Source organism: Hoylesella pleuritidis, from assembly GCF_963541955.1.
Classification (GTDB): domain Bacteria; phylum Bacteroidota; class Bacteroidia; order Bacteroidales; family Bacteroidaceae; genus Prevotella; species Prevotella pleuritidis.
Genome location: NZ_CAUTUT010000009.1, coordinates 86,657 through 107,487, shown reverse-complemented (window position 1 = coordinate 107,487; position 20,831 = coordinate 86,657). Strand labels below are relative to the sequence as shown.

Sequence of the window (20,831 nt, the reverse complement as noted above, 5' to 3'; positions counted from 1 at the left end):
GACTTATAAACTTAAAATAATGAAATGGCTTTTTCTTTCTGCCCTCATAGCAATGAATATGATGGCTAAGGCTGCTGTAAATATCGATAGAATCGATCCCGCCTATTGGTTTGCGGGAATGAAAGATGCGTCTTTACAGCTGATGGTTTACGGCAAAGATATTCGCAATTGCACGGTAACGGCAGGTAACCAAAGTGTTAAAGTAGACAGCGTTGTACGTTTAGATAACCCCGATTATCTGCTTGTTTACCTCGATGTAAGTGCTGCCAAGCCTGGCGTTGTACCGTTGAATTTTGTTTCGGGAAGTGCTAAACGGCAAGTGAAATACGAACTTCGGGCCCGCGAGATGAGCGGAGAAGACCGTCGCGGATTTACCAATGCCGACGTGCTTTATATGCTGATGCCTGACCGTTTTGCGCGAGGCGGCAAACAGAAAGATCCTATCAAAGGGCTGAAGCCCTATCGTGTGGATCGCAATCAGCCCAGTTTACGACACGGAGGCGACCTTGAAGGCATTCGCAAACACCTCGATTATTTCAACGAACTGGGTGTAACAGCGCTGTGGTTTACGCCTGTTTTGGAAAACAATTCACCCGATCGCGATGGGCAAAGCACCTATCACGGCTATGCAACGACCGACTATTATCGGGTAGATCCGCGTTTCGGAACCAACGAAGAGTATCGAAATCTCATTCACGAAGCCCATCAACGGGGCTTGAAAGTGGTGATGGATATGATCTTTAACCATTGCGGGAAAGACCATCCGTGGCTTGTTGATGTTCCATCGAAGGATTGGTTCAATTCGCCCGAGTATTTGCAAGGCGGCAAATACTCGCAAACCAGTTACAAACTGACGCCTGTACTCGATCCGTATGCATCCCAAATAGATAAACAGGAGACCGTAGACGGCTGGTTTGTACCCACAATGCCCGATCTCAACCAGCGTAATCCGCACGTTATCAAATACCTGATTCAGAATAGTAAATGGTGGATCGAGACCGCAGGAATTGACGGAATACGAATGGATACCTATCCTTATGCCGACCGAAAAGCAATGTCTGAGTGGATGAAAGCTATTGATTGGGAGTATCCCAACTTTAATACCGTAGGCGAAACGTGGGTTACCGAGCCTGCATATACAGCTGCTTGGCAAAAGGATTCGCGGTTATCCACGATCAATAGTTACCTCAAAACAGTGATGGATTTCAGCTTTTTCGATAAGCTGAATCAAGCTAAATACGAAGAGACCGACGGCTGGTGGAAGGGCTATAACCGTGTTTATAATAGTCTGGTTTACGATTATCTCTATCCCGATCCATCATCGGTGATGGCCTTTATAGAGAACCACGACACCGACAGATTCCTCGGATCGGGACAGAATGTGCCTGCTTTGAAACAGGCATTGGCGCTCTTGCTCACGATGAATCGCATTCCCCAGCTCTATTACGGGACTGAAATCTTGATGAATGGAACGAAAGAAGTGACCGACGGTAACGTGCGTAAAGACTTCCCCGGAGGCTTTCCGGGCGATAAGCGCAATGCTTTCACCGCTGCCAGTCGCACCGAAGCGGAGAACGAAATGTTCTCTTGGTTGAGCCAATTGTTGCATTGGCGCAAGGGAAATGATGTAATTTCGCGAGGCCGACAGACGCAGTTTCTTCCCTATGAGGGCGTTTATGTCATTGCACGTCGTTATCAAGGGCGTACTGTTCTGACCATTCTCAACGGTACAAATAAGGCTGCAGTGATGCCTGTGGTGCGTTATGCAGAAGTCATCGGAGCCGCCACCGAAGGCACAGATATTCTCACCGGCACCTCGATCCGCTTAGACCGAGACATCCGTTTACAGCCGCGCCAAACGTTGGTTGTAGCGTATTGATGGCCGACATATTGTTTTATATTTCCTCTTTTTTGGTATTTCGCCATAAAAGAGGTAATTTTGCAGCGGATAATATATAAGAAGATTATGGCTTACAATTTATTAAAAGGTAAAAGAGGTATCATCTTCGGCGCATTGAACAATATGTCTATCGCCTGGAAAGTAGCTGAACGCTGTGCCGAAGAAGGTGCCAAGATTGTTTTGAGTAACACTGAAATGGCGCTCCGAATGGGCGAGTTGAACGAGCTTTCAGATAAGATCAATGCACCGATTATCGCTGCCGACGCCACGAACTATGATGATTTGGAGAACGTTTTCGTCAAAGCGCAGGACGTTTTGGGCGGAAAAGTCGATTTTGTACTACATTCCATCGGGATGAGTCCTAACGTTCGGAAGCACAGAACATACGATGACCTTGATTATAACTGGCTGAACAAGACGTTAGACATATCTGCTATCTCATTTCATAAGATGTTGCAAGCAGCCAAAAAGACGGATGCCATTGCCGAATACGGTTCTGTTGTGGCGCTGACTTACATTGCTTCGCACCGCACTTTCTTCGGATACAACGATATGGCGGATGCAAAGAGCCTCTTGGAGAGCATTGCCCGCAGTTTCGGTTACATCTACGGTCGTGAGAAAAGCGTGCGAATCAACACCGTTTCGCAGTCTCCCACGCCCACGACAGCAGGCAAAGGAATCAAGGATATAGATAATATGATGGACTTTGCAGATAAGATGTCGCCGTTAGGTAACGCCTCGGCAGACGACTGTGCAGACTATTGCGTAACGCTGTTCAGCGATTTGACGCGTAAGGTTACGATGCAAACGCTGTTCCACGACGGTGGTTTCTCGAATATGGGAATGAGTCTTCGAGCGATGAATCAGTACAGTAAAGATTTCGATGCCTATAAAGACGAAGAAGGAAAGATTATCTACGGATAAGTTAAGTGATAATTAAGAATTGAAAATCGAGAGTTGAGAGGACTTTGATTATCTTTTAAACAGAAAGATATCATAGCTAACTTGTAGGGGCGGATCGGTATATCCACTCTCAAAAAAGCATATAAACACTCATCTCTTATCTCTTATCATTCATCCGTTAAAACCATAAATAAAAGGGGATTTGTATGTGCTTGATTTTTAGCTACATATAAATCCCTTTTCTATTAACGGTTACTTGCACGCTGATTAATGGTTAAACGCCGTGCGTTTAACGGTATTTCGCACGGTAATTAATAGTTAAATGCACGATGATTGACCGTTAGTTGTAATTGGGATTATATCTGTTTGATTTTCAATGCAATATAAGTTCCATCCAATTCTGATTCTATTATTTCCTTGTTTGAGATGCAACGCGTTTGCGTAACACTAAAAGCAGCACGGAAATAATGATGAGCAGGAAACCGAAAACGATGGGAACGGTGAGGTGTTCGTTGAAAACGAGGATGCCGATAACCATTGCCGTCATCGGTTCAAAGGCTCCAAGAACCGCTACCATTGTGCTGTTTGTCTGTTTAAGGGCGATAATCAGTGTAACGTTACTGATTGCCGTGGGGAACAAACCGAGCATTACAAGATTGAAAAAAGCTTGTGGTGAGGAGATGGGTTGGATGTGACCTGTGGTGAACGAGGTGTAAAACAGCATCAAAATCATCGTGAAAAAGAAGATGTAAAATGTGAGTTTCAACGATGGCATCTTGCGAACTTTTATCACAGGAAATGTCACCATATAGACGGCATATAGCAATCCTGCCAACATTTCAAATACAGGTCCGAGGAAAGACTTGATTTCTCCGCCTCCGCCTAACCCCGAAAGTAATGCCACCCCGCCTACGGCAAGGATGATGGCAATAGTTGTTCGCCGAGAGAGATGCTCGTGGAGAAAAGCTATCGAGAGTAAAGCCGTCCATACGGGATAGGAAAAGAGCAATGTGGTAGCTATGCCGCCGGGCATATATTTGTAACCTTCGAGCAAGGCAATAGCCGACACTGCATAGAGGGATGATAAAAAGAGAATGCGCAGGAAATCGCCGAAGCCGATGTACATTCGCGTTTTATTGAACATTAATACGCCCAACATTATCAGACATCCGAATGCAAATCGATACATCAGAACGGATGACGACCCCATCCCTTCATTCAGAATGGGAATCGTGAAGAGTGGAATCAGACCGAAAGAGGCGGCCGAGAGAATTGCGTTACTATATCCCTTGATGGTTGTTTTGTCCATTTTCGTTTTGTTTTAAATGCCTGCAAAGGTATTGCTTTTTTATGAGAACGACAAGTTGTAAGTGCTATTATCCCTGCCGAAAACGATAAACGAAAATCCCCCGCACGCTCGAAAGCAGTGCGGGGGATCATAAATGGTGTGGCCATTGGGCCGCATACGTTTATCGATAGACTTTCACTTCACCGATAGCCATATATCCACCGGTATAAGTTTTAAGTGGAATTACACGGATATAAGGATCCGTTACAGGATTGTAAAAGCGAATATGGAGCGGTGTCGGCGCATCAACTCCGGAGAGTGTGATGGTTCCTTGGTCGGTCCACGTTTTCCAATCTTTGCTCGTTTCGACCCGTACCTGTGTCAGGAAATACTCTGAATAGCTCCCGTATGTCGTAGGATAAATGGTGATTCCGGCCACAGACACACCGCTTCCGAAGGTGAATATCAACTTGGGATTGTATCTGAGATAGATGGAATAATAGGTTTCCATATCGCCGTCGACCAGCTGACTGAGCGAGCGATTATAGGTATCATAGAGTCCGAAAGACGAAGCGGGAATCTCGGTGAGACCGTCCATCTTGCCGTTTGGTACGATATTGGTAGACCGTACGTCAGCATTGATCTGCACTTTATTATAATTTGTGCCCACAGCAACACCTTCGGCCGACTCGATCATCACTGCCGTAACACCATTTTTGCCGCCGGCTGCTAATTGGTCAATGCTTTTTCCTTTCTTGATCACCACTTTTACGGGAGCCGCAGATCGCATTTCACCTTTGGCTATGGTAACGGTGGCGTTGAGAATGTCGATGGAACCGGCATCCATTACGACTGCTCCATCTTTCTTGACAGCCGCAGACGGCGCTTCCTTGACAGTTACTTTCACGTCCTGTGCTACCGGTTTGTTCAGCTTTACATAAAAAACGGCGGTGTCGTTAGGCACGATTGGCCCTGCGGGTGTCTGGAAAACACGGAGCGAGAAGTTGTTGCCTTTGGGCGTATTGGTATTGATATATGCCTTGGCATCATAGTTTTCGGCCGGCGTGGGATACAGTGTGCTGCCCACTTCGGGGTCGCTCTGGCAGGCCGCTAACAGTAAGGGCAGTGCCAACAGGGCGGGAGTTGTTTTCTTTATGATCTGTTTTATCATTTTCATTTTCATCTAATGGTTTGTTGATTGATTACTTGCCGTCGATGCGAACATCCTGAATCCATTCGGGAACAGATACCACTTTACCCGTGTTCCCGTGTCCGGTAGCGTCGTTAATGATGTCGCCCTTGCCTTCGTTCATCTTCCAATAAGCCTCGAGTCCGGGCGTTTTCGGAGTGCACGAATACATATTGTTGACGATCTCAGACTGTGTGCGGGCCTTGGTCCATAGTCTTAATTCACTCACTTTCACATTGGCTCTGAGGTAATCGGTGTTACCGAAGTTGATATTCTTAGCCAAATTGGTCACCTTTCCGGGTAAATCCATCGACGAGTCGAGCGCACCGTTGACGTAAAGAGAAAGTTTTTTGCCTTCGCAAACAAATGCCAAGTGGTACCATTTGTTCTCTTCAAAGAGCATTTTACTATTCATCTGTGTGCCCTGTGTCTTGATTTGGAGTCGGTTTCCTTCGATGGGGGCATCGCCGAAGCGAGTATAAATCTCGCCGTCTTTACCCTTGGGAGCCCATCCTCCGAATAAAGCTTGGTTGTTATAGGCGCCGATTGTCTTACCCAGCAGACTCATATTAACACACATCTCCAATGTCCACTCGGTGAGGGCGAGTTCGGTTCGCATCGTGAAATGGATGTTATGGGTGCTGTTGATGACAGGAACGGGCTGGATAACAACTTGATCTAAGATATAGACAATGGTGCTCCCGGATGCCAAGACGTTCTTACGACCGTCCTTACTTGCGAGTTTCAGCGCTACGGCATACTTCTCTCCGCTTTTCTTTAAAGTAGCACTCAGCGGGTTAACGGTGAGTTTCAGCGCCTGCGAAGCAGACTGTCCGGGCTCGATCGAAATCTCGCTTGTAGAGAGACTGAACTGATCTGCGGGCAGCGCTTTGTACGATGTCTCGTTGCGTCGATTAAAAGCCGTGACGGCGGCAGTGTCTGCTGCAATCTCAAACGTGCATTTTTCGTCGGTCGGATCAGAGAGACGCACGTTCAGTTCTTGTGTCACTGCCTCTTTACCGAGTGTGATTTTGACAGACGTATTACCATCTGTCTGCGTCTGTGCAATATAGGCTTGATTGGTCAATACGGAATATTCGGCGTTGTTGCACGATGAGAGCGCAAGGGTTCCGGCCGTCATTCCGCACAGTATCAATGATGCTATGTTGTGTTTCATTTTGTTTGTTGTTTAGTGATTAGTGAACAGACGGGTTCATAATTTGAATGGCCCGACGCAGGAAAGGATAAGTAACGGCTGCTGACGAACCGTATTCATATTCCATATGATAGGTTCCTACGCCTCCTTTTCGATAAGACTTACCGTTGTATTCGGGGCTCCAATAAGCGAAACCAAGCAGCGACGGCACCACAGTTCCATCCGGAGTTGTGAAGTTTACACCGCCGGAGCTGGCGTAACGTTCGAAGTTTTCACAGACGATCAGCTTCTTGGCTACTTGCTCGGGAGTAAGATATGCCTTGAAATGTTCGACTTGTCGGGCATAGCGTCCATTCAAACCGCTGTTAGAACTGCCGCCATACGCCTGCAAAATGAAGTAATCGAAATGCGAACCGAGTGAATCTAAGAATGCTTCGGGCTCTCCGTCGACCACCAACAAACGGCCAGTGCCCGACTTGGGACCGATTCGTTTCGAGAGCGTTTGCACAAACTTGGTCATTACCTTCTTGTTTTCCCAAAGCTCTCTATCGGTTGCAAAGGGTTGCGCATAGCTGGGTTCGGCATCAATATCGAAACCATCGTAGTTGTATTTGTCAATCGTATCGCAGATGGCATTTGCAAACTTCTCGGTTGCTGCGAGCTGAGATGCTTCGTCTTTACCCCATCCCCAGAACTTGTGTCGCCATTCCTTAAAAGTCATTCCGGCTGCTTTCTTATCTGCGGGAATCTCTGGTGTGATCTGATCTCCTATGTCGAAGACGAGGAAACAGATAAGAGCTTTCGTACCTTTGGTTTGTTGTACGAAACGAAGATCACGCAATTGGGCCTCCGACGGATTCTTCCAGTTGCCCCAAAGAGAAACGAAATCGGTGCTGTCGGGCAGTCCGGCAAGTGAGTTTTCAAGTACAACGCCGCTACCGGTCCAGTTTCCGAACCAGCCGAACGACATCTGGTGATCGCTCTTTTTGTATTCGCGAAGCTGCGCATAGTAGGCTTCGCTCTTGTTGGTTTTTGTTAAATCTGCCGGGTCTTTAATCTCTGTGTCGGTCCAATCGCTGCAAGACGATAGGGCCATTACGCCGCAGGCAGATAACAGAAACGTCTTCAATATATTCTTCATTGTGTATATTCGTTTTACGTTTTACAATTATTTCTTCTGCCACCACATTTTGGTTGCATAGTCATCGGCACCGCCCAAGAGTTCGACTGCTTTGACATAGTTGGCCGCATTGTTGATGGTCTCATCGTTATCGAATGGGATTCGGTTCGGCACGCGTATGTTATAGCTGCCCGTACTCTGTGCAACGGGGAAGACTTTTGGGTAACCTGTGCGGCGAATTTCATTCCATCCCTCTTGTCCTTCGGGAAAAAGTGCAATCCATTTCTGCGTAATCAGACGCTCGAGTTTCACCTCGTCGGATGCCGAGTCATCCCATTTGATGGTGATGGTACTCACTGCCGATTCGTCATGTCCATATCCGCCGTTGGCGTCTTGATAGTTAGCCTCGGTAGAGGTAGCATCTGCCAGGTAAGCATCTGCACCTGAAGCACCCCACTGATCGAATGAAAGCTTCACGCCTTTTTCATACAGCGACTGGGCTGTTCCGCCCATTCCGCTCCATCCGATCAATGCACCCTCGGCGCGGCAGAATGCCATTTCAGCTGCGGTTAACCACACGCCGCGCGTGTTCTGCTTGACATTGGCTGCCGAATAGAGTTTATCGGCATTAGCTTTGTTACCGATTTTGGCACCGGCTAAGCATCCGATAATTTCGCGCGAGCCCGAAGTGGCAGGCGTATTGAAGTATTTCGTGATGCGAGGATCCTTGAATCCTGTCATAAAACTCTCCAAATCAGCGCACGCCCGACTGTCACCCCACTCTACGGAAGTCTTATATTGTCCGTTGGGAATATATGTGATGGCACAGTTTTCGGCGTTTTCCGTAATCACGCCGGCCTTAACGGCAGCCTCACCGACCTGCTTTGCGAGCGCTGGATCAACGTAACGGATGCGGATTGCAATGCGGAGCTTCAGCGAATTGGCAAATTTGAGCCAGCTACTGAACTTTCCTCCGTATACTTTATCATACTCTTCGCTCGACTTCAAGTCAGGATTTGCAGCCAATAAAGGCTGTAAAATCGTAGTGGCCGTATCGAGACAAGCAATCAAATGCTTGTAAACTTTCTCCTGAGAAGAATACGCATTGGGGTCGCTTTCGGCTCCGATGGGTAGTGGTCCGTACATATCCGTCAGGCGAAGAAACTCCTGACTACGCAGAATTAGTGCCCAAGCGTAGTTGATTCCCTGGCGATTGGTCAGGCGGGCAACCTCGTTAAAGGCTGAGACTACCTTCGGCATTGCATCCTTGAAAGGGTAACGCACCCAACTGTTGGGGGCATTGAAGCGTGCGAAATTCTTCTCGGCGAAGCCGTTGTTGGCGTAAGTCATATAGCGACCCAGGTAATTTCCGATGAGGTCTATATTCATTTGGTAAGCGTTTTCCTGCTCGGGGAACGCCTCATTCTGCATCTGTGTGATGAAGGATGCTGTGATATAGTTGTCTCGTTTGAGCTCTTCGGCCGACGCTTTTGTACCCGGTCGGTTGGCCGACTCAAAGCCGTCGGTGCACGAAGTCAATGCTCCGAAACCCGCAGCAATGATTGCACAAGAGGCGAAAGCTTTGCTTATATTGTTGTATTTCATATCAATCTTGTCTATACATTATATATGTGGTTGCTTAAAACTTCAACTTTATGTTGAAACCTAACGTGCGGAGACTCGGCTGCATAAAGTAGTCGAAACCCTGATAGTAGGTTCCTGTGGACGCAGTTGACTCGGGATCGAACGGTGCCTTGCAGTAAATCATAAAGAGGTTGTTAGCCGTCAAGCCCAACGACAACTCTGTTCCACCGAGCATCTTGCGCGGGAATGTGTAGCCGATGTGTGCTTCTTGCAGGCGTGCATTGGTGGCACTGTAAATGTATTCAGACCAAATTGGGTTGTCGCCACCTACTACCGAGTAATAGTTTTCGGCTGGAATGCGTCCAGTGTTGACGGGAACACCGCCGGCATTACGGGCCTTTGCTGAAGCTTTAGATACACCGTAAGCGTCGAGAAGAGCCTGTGTCTGCGAGAGAACGATGCCTCCGAACCGAGCTGTAATGACGAAACCAAGGTTGAAACCACGCCAACTGAAATCGTTGGAGAAGCCTATATTGCCTTTCGGTAATACTGAACCGCGATATTGCGGATTGGAAAGGTTCTCCTGAATGACGTTACCTTTTGAGTCGAGAGCGATATTTCCTTCTGCATCGCGCTTGAAATCAGTACTCGTATAGATGTCACCCATTGTGCCGCCTTTCTTCAAAATGACTTCGGCTCCGCTCAAACCGCCTTGCTTTACTACCTCATTGGGATCGTCAAGAAGGTCTATAATCTTGTTGCGATTGGCACTGTAAGTCAGCGAACTGCTCCAATCAAACTCACCCCAAGACTTGTTATAACCGATAGTTAGCTCGATACCGCGGTTGCGTACGTTACCGGTCTGGATGTATTCTGCATTATAACCTTCGGCCGCTGTAATGGAACGGAGGAACGTTTGTTTGCGAGTGTTCGACTGATAGAGCGTCAGATCCAACGTCAAAGCATTCTTAAAGAAGCGTGCTGTGATACCGGCTTCCCACGAATCGGTACGTTCTGGATAGAAAGTTTTAGGGAATTTGTAAGTCACTGTCCTGTAAGTGCCCGACCTCGGGTCGTATTCGTAACGCCATTTAGACGTGATATTAGGCTTGATAGCTGAACCAACCGATGCCCACGAGCCGCGAACTTTCAAGTAATTGATGAACTCCGGCAACTGCGCCATTGATGAGATGACAGCCGAAGCACCCACAGAAGGATAGAAGAACGACTCGTGCGAGGTGCCGTCGAGTGCCGAATCCCAGTCGTTACGACCTGTCAGCGTGAGGAAAAGCATACTGCGCCAACCCAATTCGACGTTTGCAAAGAGCGAGTTAATATAGTGCCTGTTGTGATCATAGATAGGACGGTTATCATTGGTAGGTGTTCCATAATCGATGGAATTAGGCGTGAAGATATTCGACGGAGCCTTCAAACCACCCTGAAAACCGGTTACATCATATTTGGTTCGTGAAAAAGAGCCACCTAAGTTGGATGCAATAGAGAAAGTCTCGAACGACTTATTGATATTGAACATCAAATCGCCGTAGAGCGACTGGTCGTTGATTTTATCGTAACCATAGAATCCGTACTTCGAGTGTGCAAACAAATCGATAGTTGAAGCATAGCGTTTGTCTTCCTGTTTGGTAGCTGCATCGTCCCAACGCAGACGTCCGGTGATGTCCACCCAATCTGTAATCTTGTACTTAATACTACCACTTACCATATAGCGATTGCGCTGGTTGGTGCGGTTCATACGCTTAGCCACCCAATAAGGGTTCTGCATTTTGAGCGCATCTCCATAGTTCCAGTTCTGCACGTGGATACCGCGTGCAGGATCGAAAATCTCGAATGTGCGGATGGCATCAAAGCTCTCGCCGCGTGGGAAAAGATAAGTCGATGTCAGCGGGTTGAAATATTGGCCCTGCGCCGTTAAGTTACGGTCGTTCTCTTTGATGTAGTTGAAACTGAAATCGACAGTCATCCGATCTTTCAGCAACGATGTGGTGTTACGGAAAGTGAAGTTGTAACGATCGTATTTGTTATTGGGAATGATTCCCGAAGCGTTCGTCGTACCCACCGAAAGATAGGTTTGGTTCTTGTCGGTACCCGTTGTCAAGGCTACATTATTCTGTATGTTGGTACCCGTATTGAAGAAATTCTTCGGGTCGTATTTGCCGTAAGCCGATGCCGTACGCGGCCCCCAAGACTTCACTTCACCCGGTCTGTTGATGTATTCATTCTGGAATTCGGGCATCTTGAACGGATTGGCGAACTGCGAACTATGACTGATCGTTACGCTCACCTTCCCCTCTTTACCTTTCTTTGTTGTGATCATAATCACGCCCTGAGCTGCGGCCGAACCGTAAAGAGCAGCTGCGGCCGGACCGCTTAATACGCTGATAGACTCGATGTCTTCCGGATTCAGGTCGGCAATACCCTCTGATCCCGGTTGGTTTGCATAGATATTGCTTGACTTGTCACCCTGAGACGTGTTGGTGATAGGCACACCGTCAATGACGTACAGCGCCTGGTTGCTCTGCGTAAGCGACTTCGGACCGCGCATAACGACGCGTGTTGCGCCACCCATTCCGGCCGAAGAAGCATTGATGTTGACGCCGGCCACCTTGCCGGAAAGCGAATTCATAAAGTTGGCACTCTTCACTGTGGTGAGGCTTTCGCCACCAACCTTCTGTACATTGTAACTCAACGCCTTCTCTGAACGCTTGATACCGAGGGCCGTTACCACCACTTCTTCGATCTGACGAGACTCGGGTTGCAGGACGATTGAGAGTCGGCCGTTAGCCGGAACAGTCACTTCCTGGGTCTTATACCCTAAATAACTCACTACGAGGACGCCTCCTGCGGGGGCTGAAATGGTAAATTTCCCGTCTAGATCGGTCACAGTGCCGCCTTGTACTCCTTTTACTCTGACGGTCGCTCCGATGACAGTCTCACCGGTGTTGTCCGTTACCACACCCGTAACTTTTACGTTGCCGTCTGCCGGCAGCATACGCATTCCGCTCGCAGTAGTGCGAGGACCGTTCGCCGCCAGTGCCAAAACGTATCTTGCCGAGTTGCTGCCACTGATGTGGGCAGAACTTTTGGCCGATGCATTTATGCACAGACAAGGCAAAAGAACGGCTAATGTTAGGATCTTTTCCTTCTTCATAAATGATGTTAGTGAATGTAATGTAATGTTGTTTAAGATATCTCTTTTTACGCGTGCCGCACTGATTTCGCAGTCGGCAAACTGTCTGCCGGCATACGTTTCTCACAAAACACGATTATTGTTGTCTGTCAAATGTAACTCAGTTAGGCTGATTGCGGTTTAAAGTTTAATGCTCCTAAATACCCTTATTAGTATATATAGATGCTTGTTTGTTATCGTTATTTGGTTTATTTATTATACCCTCTTTTAGTTATCTTTGTGCAAAAGTACGACAAAAATGTAAATGTACCAAATAGTTTTTCAATTATTTGCGTTTTATTGTTCCCTAATTCGGCGTATCGGTCCACAGTAAGATGCAGGTCCGTTGCATCTCAAACGGGGAAATATAGGATTAGAATTAAATGAGAATTGTATCTTATTGAAAATCAAATAGATATAGATTTATTCCTAATTAACCATTAATCACCGTGCAATTAACCGTTAGTCACACTGCGAAAAGCCGTTAAACGCACGCCATTTAACCGTTAGTCATAATGCGTTTAACCGTTAAATAGGAATAGATTTGTATGTAGTTGAGAATTAGTTATATACAAAGCTAAATTTATTTATATTCTTTTGGCTTCCCTCTTAAACCACAGTGACTCTCTGATTACAGCCCCTTGTCTCCTTAATTTAGGGGGCGAAGAAGAATTATAAATGCTGAAACGCGAATTAAGAATTATTATTTGGATATTTTACAAGAATCCATTAACTTCGCGACTAAAAGCAAAGCAGATATGGGAAAGATGAATAATAGAGAAGAACAAATACTGATTAATATTACCGGTCAGGACCGCCCGGGACTCACTGCATCGATAATGGAGATTCTTGCACACCACGATGCACAGATATTAGATCTCGGACAGGCCGATATTCACAGTTCGCTGTCGCTCGGAGTGCTCATTCGTATCAACGATAAACAGTCGGGCGATGTGATGAAAGAGTTGCTCTTTAAGACCAGCGAACTCGGAGTGAACATCGGGTTTGCCCCCATCACCGACGATAACTACGAAAATTGGGTAAATCAACAGGGCAAAAACAGATATATTCTGACCGTTATCGGGCGCAGTCTGTCGGCTAAACAGATTGCGGCTGCAACCAAAGTGATTGCCGATCAAGGGTTGAATATCGACTCGATACTTCGACTGACGGGGCGGATGAGCATCAAACGTCCTGAACGTAACGTGCGAGCCTGTATCGAGTTTTCGCTTCGTGGCACGCCGCACGCGCCTTCCGACTTGCAGGCCGAGCTGATGAAGTTGTCTACTTCGTTAGGAATCGACTTCTCGTTCCAAAGAGATAATATGTACAGACGTATGCGTCGGCTCATCTGTTTCGATATGGACTCGACGCTGATACAGACAGAATGTATCGACGAATTGGCCAAACGGGCCGGTGTTGGCGAGCAAGTGGCTGCCATTACAGCACGTGCTATGCGTGGCGAAATAGACTTCAAGGAGAGTTTTAAAGAGCGAGTGGCCTTGTTAAAGGGACTTGATGTGAGCGTGATGCAGGACATAGCAGAGCATCTTCCCATAACGGAAGGAACCGATCGGTTGATGTCTGTGCTTAAAAGATGTGGTTACAAGATCGCTATTTTGAGCGGAGGCTTTACTTATTTTGGTGAATTCCTGCAACGAAGATACGGTATTGACTATGTCTATGCAAATGAGTTGGAGATCGATGAAGATGGAAAACTGACAGGAAATTATGTCGGTGAAATCGTGGACGGCCATCGCAAGGCCGAACTTTTGCGGCTTTTGGCGCAGGTGGAGAAGGTGAATCTCGCGCAGACTATTGCCGTAGGGGACGGTGCCAACGACCTTCCGATGATTGCGGAAGCTGGTCTCGGCATTGCATTTCACGCCAAACCGCGTGTCGTGGCCAATGCAGAACAGAGCATCAATACCATCGGTCTCGACGGCATTCTTTACTTCTTGGGATTTAAAGACAGTTATTTAGGCGAGCAGGGAAAACTCTGATGCCGAAATGCGGACAATGTTTGATATGGTAAGTTTTATCTCTCCGTGCTTTATAAACATGTCAAACAACTTGTGCTTTTTTCTTTTTATGAATCAGCATACTGATAAACGATTGCTCGGCCATATACGAAGAACGAACCAACGGACCACTTTCGGCATTGTCGAAGCCTATCCGTAGCGCCTCCTTTTTATATAAAGCGAAGACGTCAGGATGCACATACTCTTGCACATCGAGTTGCTTTTCGCTTGGTTGCAGGTACTGACCGATGGTGATCATACGGCAACCTGCATCGTAAGCCTCGTGCAACAGCGTGATGACTTCATCCTGCTTCTCGCCTAATCCCACCATTATGCCGGTCTTGGTAATGATTCTCCGTCGGGCGATTTCCTGCAAAACGCCCATACTGTTACGGTAAGTGGCCTTACTGCGAACGCTCGGCGTAAGTCTCTCTACGGTCTCCAAGTTATGTCCTACGATGTCGGGTTGCTCGTCGAGAACGACATTCAGGTTCGTTCCTCGATAGTCGGGGATGAGTATTTCGATGATAACGTCGGGGTTGGCAAGTCTCACTTCGCGGATGGTTCGGGCCCAATGGGCAGCCCCTTTATCTGGAAGATCATCCCGATCGACCGAAGTGATGACGCAATGACGCAGCTTCATCGCTTTGATACTGCGTGCAATCTTCATCGGTTCATTAGGATTCGGGGGTAGAGGGTGCCCCGTTTGTGTGGCACAGAACCTGCAAGCGCGAGTGCATCTGTCGCCGAGAATCATAAAAGTAGCTGTTCCCATCTTCCAGCAATGCCCTTTATTGGGACATTTCCCACTGCTACATATCGTGTGAAGATGGTTCATTTCCAACGTCTCTTCTACGAAACCGTACTTCTCTCCGCTCTCAATCGTGGTGTAAAGCCATCTTGGTTTTCTTAATATCGGCCGTTTCCCGCCAGTCTTGTCTTCCATTGTGATTACACTTAACAACGTTACTCTGCTTGCAAAGTTACAACTAAAATCTGAGAAACAGCATAGATTCGTTTGCCTTTTCTGCAGCAAATGAGAGGAGCTTCATATCTATTCACATGGCGAAAAACATATCGGTGACAGTTAAGAAATACATATCGGGCACGAGTTTAACTTTCGAATTTTACTCTGTATGATATCTTTTGAAAGAAGAAAGAATGTCGGCCGATTGTCAAAATTTATGATGATAAAGTGGTGTTGATACTTCGATATTTCTCAACAAACAATCACTCGGTTGGAAATATGCGAGTTTTGGCGAAAATAGAACAGGCTGATTATCAGATGATTGAATGCTGCTGCTTATTCAAATGACTATGAAAATGAGGCGAAAAGGTGTTTATCGCCTTTCGGATAAGGCTCTTTTGCGTGCTCATTCACGGTTTTTCATAGGATCAAATGCTGTCTTTTGCAATCGAAAAGGTATTTGACGGATGTCTGATAGGCGTTTTCTGAGTTGATAAATGCAATTTTCCGCTCTGGATGATAACATTTGCTCGAGTGTCTTTTGTCAATTAAATTCATAACAATTAATATGAAATCTCAATGGCGTGAAGATGAAGATAAGATATCTTTGAGGGCAAAGTTGGCAAAGACCGATGTCGAATGGCTGAGCATTCGGATGAATTCCTGTGCTGAGTTTTTGATATATGAGTCTTTCAAAAGGTGAATGCAGCCTACCATCTCATTGTCGTTGCACGCGATGGGCACTGCTTTGAGACCCTCTTCACGTACAACTGTCGATTCGGAAAGTACGGTTACGTAATTGGTTCGATGTAAAAGATGGAATATTATGTCTACATTGTTAACCTCAACTTTGATTTTGAAGTTGAGATTTGCAGCTTCTGCCAGTTTCTCGAACGTATTCCGCGCCTGCAATCCGCGTGAAGGCAGCAGCAGTTCATACCTCTCTAAGTCGGTCAGTTGCACCGAAGTTTGTCGTGCCAATGGATGTCCGGCGTTGACGATTGCTGCCAATCGATTGCTGAAAATTGTGCGGCTGTCGATTGATTTATCCGTTACGATCGGCTTGAAAGCCAAGACAAAGTCGAGTTCTCGTGCTTTCAGCTTTTCCATCAGATCCTCCATTGTTTGGTAATAGATGTTGAGTTTCACGCCGGGATGTGCCCGAAGAAAGTCTATCAACGTCTCAGACAGAATTGTACTGAATGAATAGGTGACGCCGATATGCAGTTCACCGGTGAGCATTTGTCTCAAATTCTCGATGTGATTGAGACAAGAGTCAGCCGCAATGATTGTTTTTTGTGCGTAAGGCAGTAACTCTTTGCCTGCTTCGGTGAGGCAAACCTTATGACTGTTTCGCTTAAACAGCGGTATGCCTAATTCCTGTTCGAGGTGGCTGATTTGCTGAGAGAGCGTGCTTTGAGTGATATATAGCCTGCGACTTGCCTCTGAAAAGTTGAGCGTTTCGGCTACTTTCAGAAAGTATTTCAGTTGTCTGATTTCCATAACATCACGTTGTTTAACATTGTTCCGGGGCAAAGTTACGGATTATTTCTTGTATTCCGCCGTTTTGCCTTGTCGTTTTTCGGATCGGGAGCAACTGTATTACGCGGCTTAATTCGTCCCTTTATCCAAGGGCGAAAATCATTATCTGAATCGTGATAATACGTAAAAACATCGCGAAAGGATAAACAGTCGAGTAGCCAACAGCAGGCGAATCGCTTTGTGTCATATCTCCCGCATAGGCTTGAGCGGGTGGATTCGTGTTGGAACCGGCCAATACTCCCATCAGCGTATAGTAGTTAATGTGGAACACATAACGACCAATCAGACCGCCCAATAGTACAGGAACGATTGTAATCAGCAGTCCGTAGCCCACCCAAATGAGCCCCGACTGGCAGGCAACTGTGCTTACGAAGTCGCGACCGGTACCTAATCCCACACAGGCTAAGAAGATACAAATGCCCACTTCACGAATCATCAGATTGGCACTGATGGTGTTATAGGTCACGAGATTATATTTCGGACCGAAGTATCCGATAAGAATAGCCACGATTAAAGGCCCTCCTGTCAGGCCCAGTCGCAGCGGTTCGGAAATGAATGGCAACCTAAACGGAATGTTGGCAAGGATACATCCCAACACAACTCCGAGGAAAATAGGAATCAAGTTGGGGTTATTGAGCCGTCTCATAGAGTTTCCGAGCACTGTCTCCGTATGACTGATGGCCAGCTCATTGCCTACAACCGTCACGCGATCACCCATTTGCAGCCGTAGGTTCGGTGCTGCAACGAGTTCTATTCCGGAGCGATTCACCCGCGTGATATTGGCTCCGAAGTTAGAGCGTATGCGCAACTGGGCCAGCGATTTACCGTTCACCTCGGGCTTGGTAATCAAGATTCGGCGAGAAATAAACTCTTTTCCGGCTTTCGTCCAATCTTCTTCGACTGGTGTTCCGAGCAAAGCACAGATGGAATCTTGGTCTGCCGGACGGGCAACAATCATCAAAACGTCTCCCAAATGCAATTGAGTGTTTCCGTCGACGACCCCATACGGATGCTCACTATCTGCTTTTCGGATACGGGAAATGATGAAATCGCGCTTGAGTAGCTTCTGAATGTGCTGCACTTTATCGCCATCCACCATCTCGTTGCTGACTTTGACGGAGAAAGTATTCACTGTCATCGCCTCCAAATAGCCGCGCCCGCGTTGCGCATCAGCCTCTTCCGTTTTGGGGTTTATCCTGAGTACATAACGCAGAAGGATGAAAGAAAGAATCACGCCAAGTACACCCATCGGGTAAGTAACGGCATACCCTGTGGCTATCTCAGGTGCATCGATGTGGCGCAAGTCGCTGAATGCCTGCTGGGCGGCCCCGAGTCCCGGTGTATTTGTCACCGCACCCGATAGCATTCCGGCAATAGTCGTTATCGGAATGTCCGTTATATAGAAAATAATCAATGCTATGATGATGCTGAATGCAACCACCATCGTCACCAATCCGTTGAGAGTTCGCCCACCGTTTTTGAATGATGAGAAAAAGCCCGGTCCCACTTCGAGTCCGATGGAATAGACGAACAGAATCAGTCCGAATTCTTTCAGGAAATGAAGCAGATGTTCGTTCAGATCGAAATGGAAGTGACCGAATACCAAACCGGCAAATAATATCCACGCCATTCCTAACGAAACGCCTTTCACTTTGATTTTTCCGAGACACAATCCGATGGTGATGACCAAAGAAAGTATCATCACCGAGTGGGCAACTCCACCTCCCCACAACTCCGGGAAACCACGGAAAAGGTTTTCTATTATATCCATATGACAGTAATTTGATTTCTTTTGCAAAGGTACGGAGAATCCGGAATGCAGAAAAACATCGGCATTGGATAAAGCCGATACCGGCTATAAGTATTTCCGATATTCAACGGATAACGGGCGATGAACGACCGGTTGCTTGTCGATTACTTTTCGGATAAAACGGCAAACGAACACAAATAAAAATAGATTTGTATCTGGTTGATTTTTAATCAGATACAAATCTCATTTCAATTAATGGTTACTTGCTCTGCAAAAAGCCATTAAACGCACGGCGATTAGTGGTTAATCACCCTCCGTTTAACCGTTAGTTGCACGGCGATTGACGGTTAAACGCAGAGTGATTTGTATGTGCGTAGGAATCAGGCACTTACAAATCGCTCTTTATGTAGGCTCTTCTGTTGCCCGATTTAAAATACATCGGCTCAGCCAATCATCGTTTTGAGGTCTTCTTCAACGGTTGTGATGCCGCCCAAACCGAACTGTTCTACAAGTACTTTGAGCACGGCCGGAGAGACGAAGGCGGGCAACGTGGGGCCGATGTGAATGTTTTTCACACCGAGATTGAGCAGCGCCAGTAAAACGATAACGGCCTTTTGCTCGTACCAGGCAATGTTGAAAGCGATGGGCAAATCATTGATATTGGCAGCCCCGAAGATTTCTTTCAACTTCAAAGCAACCACTGCCCACGAGTAAGAATCATTGCATTGGCCGGCGTCGAGCACGCGAGGGATTCCGTTGATGTCGCCTAAATTCAACTTGTTATACTTGAATTTGGCGCACCCCGAAGTAAGAATGACCACGTCTTTGGGTAATTGTTGCGCAAACTCCGTATAGTAATTGCGACTCTTCATACGGCCGTCGCAACCGCCCATGACAACGAATTTGCGGATGTCTCCACGTTTCACAGCCTCTACAATCTTATCGGCCAGGGCGAAAACCTGGTTATGTGCAAAGCCGCCAACGATATGGCCGGTCTCGATTTCAGTCGGAGCGTCGCATGTTTTGGCCAGAGCGATGACCTCTGAGAAGTCTTTATGTCCGTCGGTTCCTGCTTCGATGTGTTTCCATCCGGGGTAACCCGTGGAGTTCATCGTGAATACTCGGTCTTTATAAACAGCGTTAGGTGCAGGCGGAACGATACAATTCGTGGTGAAAACGATAGGTCCATTGAAGGTGGCAAACTCTTCTTTCTGCTTCCACCAGGCGTTGCCGTAATTGCCGACAAGGTGTTTATACTTTTTCAGTTGCGGATAATAGTGTGCCGGAAGCATCTCGCCGTGGGTGTAAACATCGATACCTGTGCCTTCGGTTTGCTTCAAGAGGTCTTCTATATCGTGTAGATCGTGACCGCTGATAAGGATTCCCGGCCGCGTGCCTACACCGATATTGACCTGCGTTATTTCAGGATTGCCGTATGAAGAAGTGTTTGCCCGATCGAGCAAAGCCATCACATCTACACCATATTTACCCGTAGCGAGCACGGTATTGAGCAATGTTTGCAGGTCGGCATCAGGATCGGCGATGGTCGAAAGAGCCTCGCACATAAAGTCAATAATATCTTGTTGCTCGTAGCCCAGACGCGAAGCGTGTTCGTAGTAAGCTGCTATTCCTTTGAGTCCGAGCACGGTTAGCTCTTTGAGCGAGCGCAGATCGGCGTCGGTGTTGCGTAAAATCGTCTCGCGTTCGCCCTCTGCATCATAGTCGGTTTTCTCTCCGCCCCATTCCACTTCGTGATATTTAGGCAACTCGACACCCGCCTTTTGTGCCGTGTTTAACAACTCGCGTTTCAGTACAATGCCTTTATCGACACGCCGCAAGATGGCCGCATCGTCGAAGTTTGCATTAGTAATAGTCGAGAAAAGCGCGTCGACGATGAAGGCGCCCACACCTTGCGGCCTTTCCACTTCGGCCTTTCGGAGCGCCGTGTCGATGGCTCCGACGCCACGAACCACACTTAACAGCAAATCCATATACTTAGAGGTGGAGGGCAGTTTGCCGCAAACACCCTTGACAGTGCAACCTATTCCCTTTGCCGTTTCTTGGCATTGGAAACAAAACATTTGATTTTCCATAATCGTTTTTGTATAATACCGTTATTCAATTTCACGTGCAAAATTATCGTCTTCACCGTGAGCGACCGGTAACAATTGTGCCGACAACACGATAAAAAACGTTAAACTTTGATACAGCTTCATCCGATTCG

Annotated in this window: 13 protein-coding genes; 3 read left to right on the top strand and 10 right to left on the bottom strand. The window is 47.0% G+C overall.

The features are described 5' to 3' along the window. Positions 1-19: 19 nt before the first annotated feature. Together RWY97_RS05485 and RWY97_RS05480 are read left to right on the top strand one after the other, a co-directional pair. Entirely contained in the window at positions 20-1,879 is a 1,860-nt protein-coding gene (locus RWY97_RS05485) for a glycoside hydrolase family 13 protein (protein ID WP_315565989.1), read from the top strand. 87 nt (positions 1,880-1,966) lie between these two features. Beyond that, entirely contained in the window at positions 1,967-2,824 is an 858-nt protein-coding gene (locus RWY97_RS05480) for an enoyl-ACP reductase FabI (protein ID WP_273174940.1), read from the top strand. A 388-nt stretch (positions 2,825-3,212) separates the two neighbouring features. Here RWY97_RS05480 and RWY97_RS05475 read toward each other — a convergent pair whose 3' ends face one another. The 6 genes from RWY97_RS05475 to RWY97_RS05450 all read right to left on the bottom strand — a co-directional run bounded on the left by RWY97_RS05475 (position 3,213) and on the right by RWY97_RS05450 (position 12,309). Beyond that, the gene (locus RWY97_RS05475; RefSeq protein ID WP_315565988.1) at positions 3,213-4,112 is read right to left on the bottom strand and encodes a DMT family transporter; all 900 of its coding nucleotides are present in this window, start codon (positions 4,110-4,112) and stop codon (positions 3,213-3,215) included. A gap of 160 nt (positions 4,113-4,272) precedes the next feature. Continuing rightward, entirely contained in the window at positions 4,273-5,262 is a 990-nt protein-coding gene (locus RWY97_RS05470) for a discoidin domain-containing protein (protein ID WP_315565987.1), read from the bottom strand. Between the two features lie 31 nt (positions 5,263-5,293). Next, on the bottom strand, positions 5,294-6,457 hold the full coding sequence (locus RWY97_RS05465) for a DUF1735 and LamG domain-containing protein (protein ID WP_315565986.1): 1,164 nt from the start codon (positions 6,455-6,457) through the stop codon (positions 5,294-5,296). Between the two features lie 19 nt (positions 6,458-6,476). Next, the gene (locus tag RWY97_RS05460) at positions 6,477-7,577 is read right to left on the bottom strand and encodes a glycoside hydrolase family 18 (RefSeq protein WP_021583862.1); all 1,101 of its coding nucleotides are present in this window, start codon (positions 7,575-7,577) and stop codon (positions 6,477-6,479) included. Between the two features lie 27 nt (positions 7,578-7,604). Further along, positions 7,605-9,161: a RagB/SusD family nutrient uptake outer membrane protein gene (locus RWY97_RS05455; RefSeq protein WP_315565985.1), complete on the bottom strand. Its 1,557-nt coding sequence runs from the start codon at positions 9,159-9,161 to the stop codon at positions 7,605-7,607. A gap of 34 nt (positions 9,162-9,195) precedes the next feature. Next, positions 9,196-12,309: a SusC/RagA family TonB-linked outer membrane protein gene (locus RWY97_RS05450; protein WP_315565983.1), complete on the bottom strand. Its 3,114-nt coding sequence runs from the start codon at positions 12,307-12,309 to the stop codon at positions 9,196-9,198. Between the two features lie 785 nt (positions 12,310-13,094). Between RWY97_RS05450 and serB the strand changes: the two genes are divergently transcribed. After that, the gene (gene serB, locus RWY97_RS05445) at positions 13,095-14,330 is read left to right on the top strand and encodes a phosphoserine phosphatase SerB (protein WP_390883264.1); all 1,236 of its coding nucleotides are present in this window, start codon (positions 13,095-13,097) and stop codon (positions 14,328-14,330) included. Positions 14,331-14,391: 61 nt separating this feature from the next. On the opposite strand, the gene lipA is transcribed toward serB, so the two are convergent. The 4 genes from lipA to hcp all read right to left on the bottom strand — a co-directional run bounded on the left by lipA (position 14,392) and on the right by hcp (position 20,700). Beyond that, positions 14,392-15,294 carry a lipoyl synthase gene (gene lipA, locus RWY97_RS05440; protein ID WP_273174953.1) on the bottom strand — a complete coding sequence of 301 codons (903 nt, stop codon included), beginning with the start codon at positions 15,292-15,294 and terminating at the stop codon, positions 14,392-14,394. 597 nt (positions 15,295-15,891) lie between these two features. Continuing rightward, positions 15,892-16,818, bottom strand: a complete 927-nt coding sequence (locus RWY97_RS05435) for a LysR family transcriptional regulator (RefSeq protein WP_315565980.1) — start codon at positions 16,816-16,818, stop codon at positions 15,892-15,894. A 121-nt stretch (positions 16,819-16,939) separates the two neighbouring features. Further along, positions 16,940-18,628, bottom strand: coding sequence for a putative transporter (locus RWY97_RS05430; RefSeq protein ID WP_315565979.1), 1,689 nt, complete (start codon positions 18,626-18,628; stop codon positions 16,940-16,942). 422 nt (positions 18,629-19,050) lie between these two features. Continuing rightward, entirely contained in the window at positions 19,051-20,700 is a 1,650-nt protein-coding gene (gene hcp, locus RWY97_RS05425; RefSeq protein ID WP_315565977.1) for a hydroxylamine reductase, read from the bottom strand. Positions 20,701-20,831 lie beyond the last annotated feature (131 nt).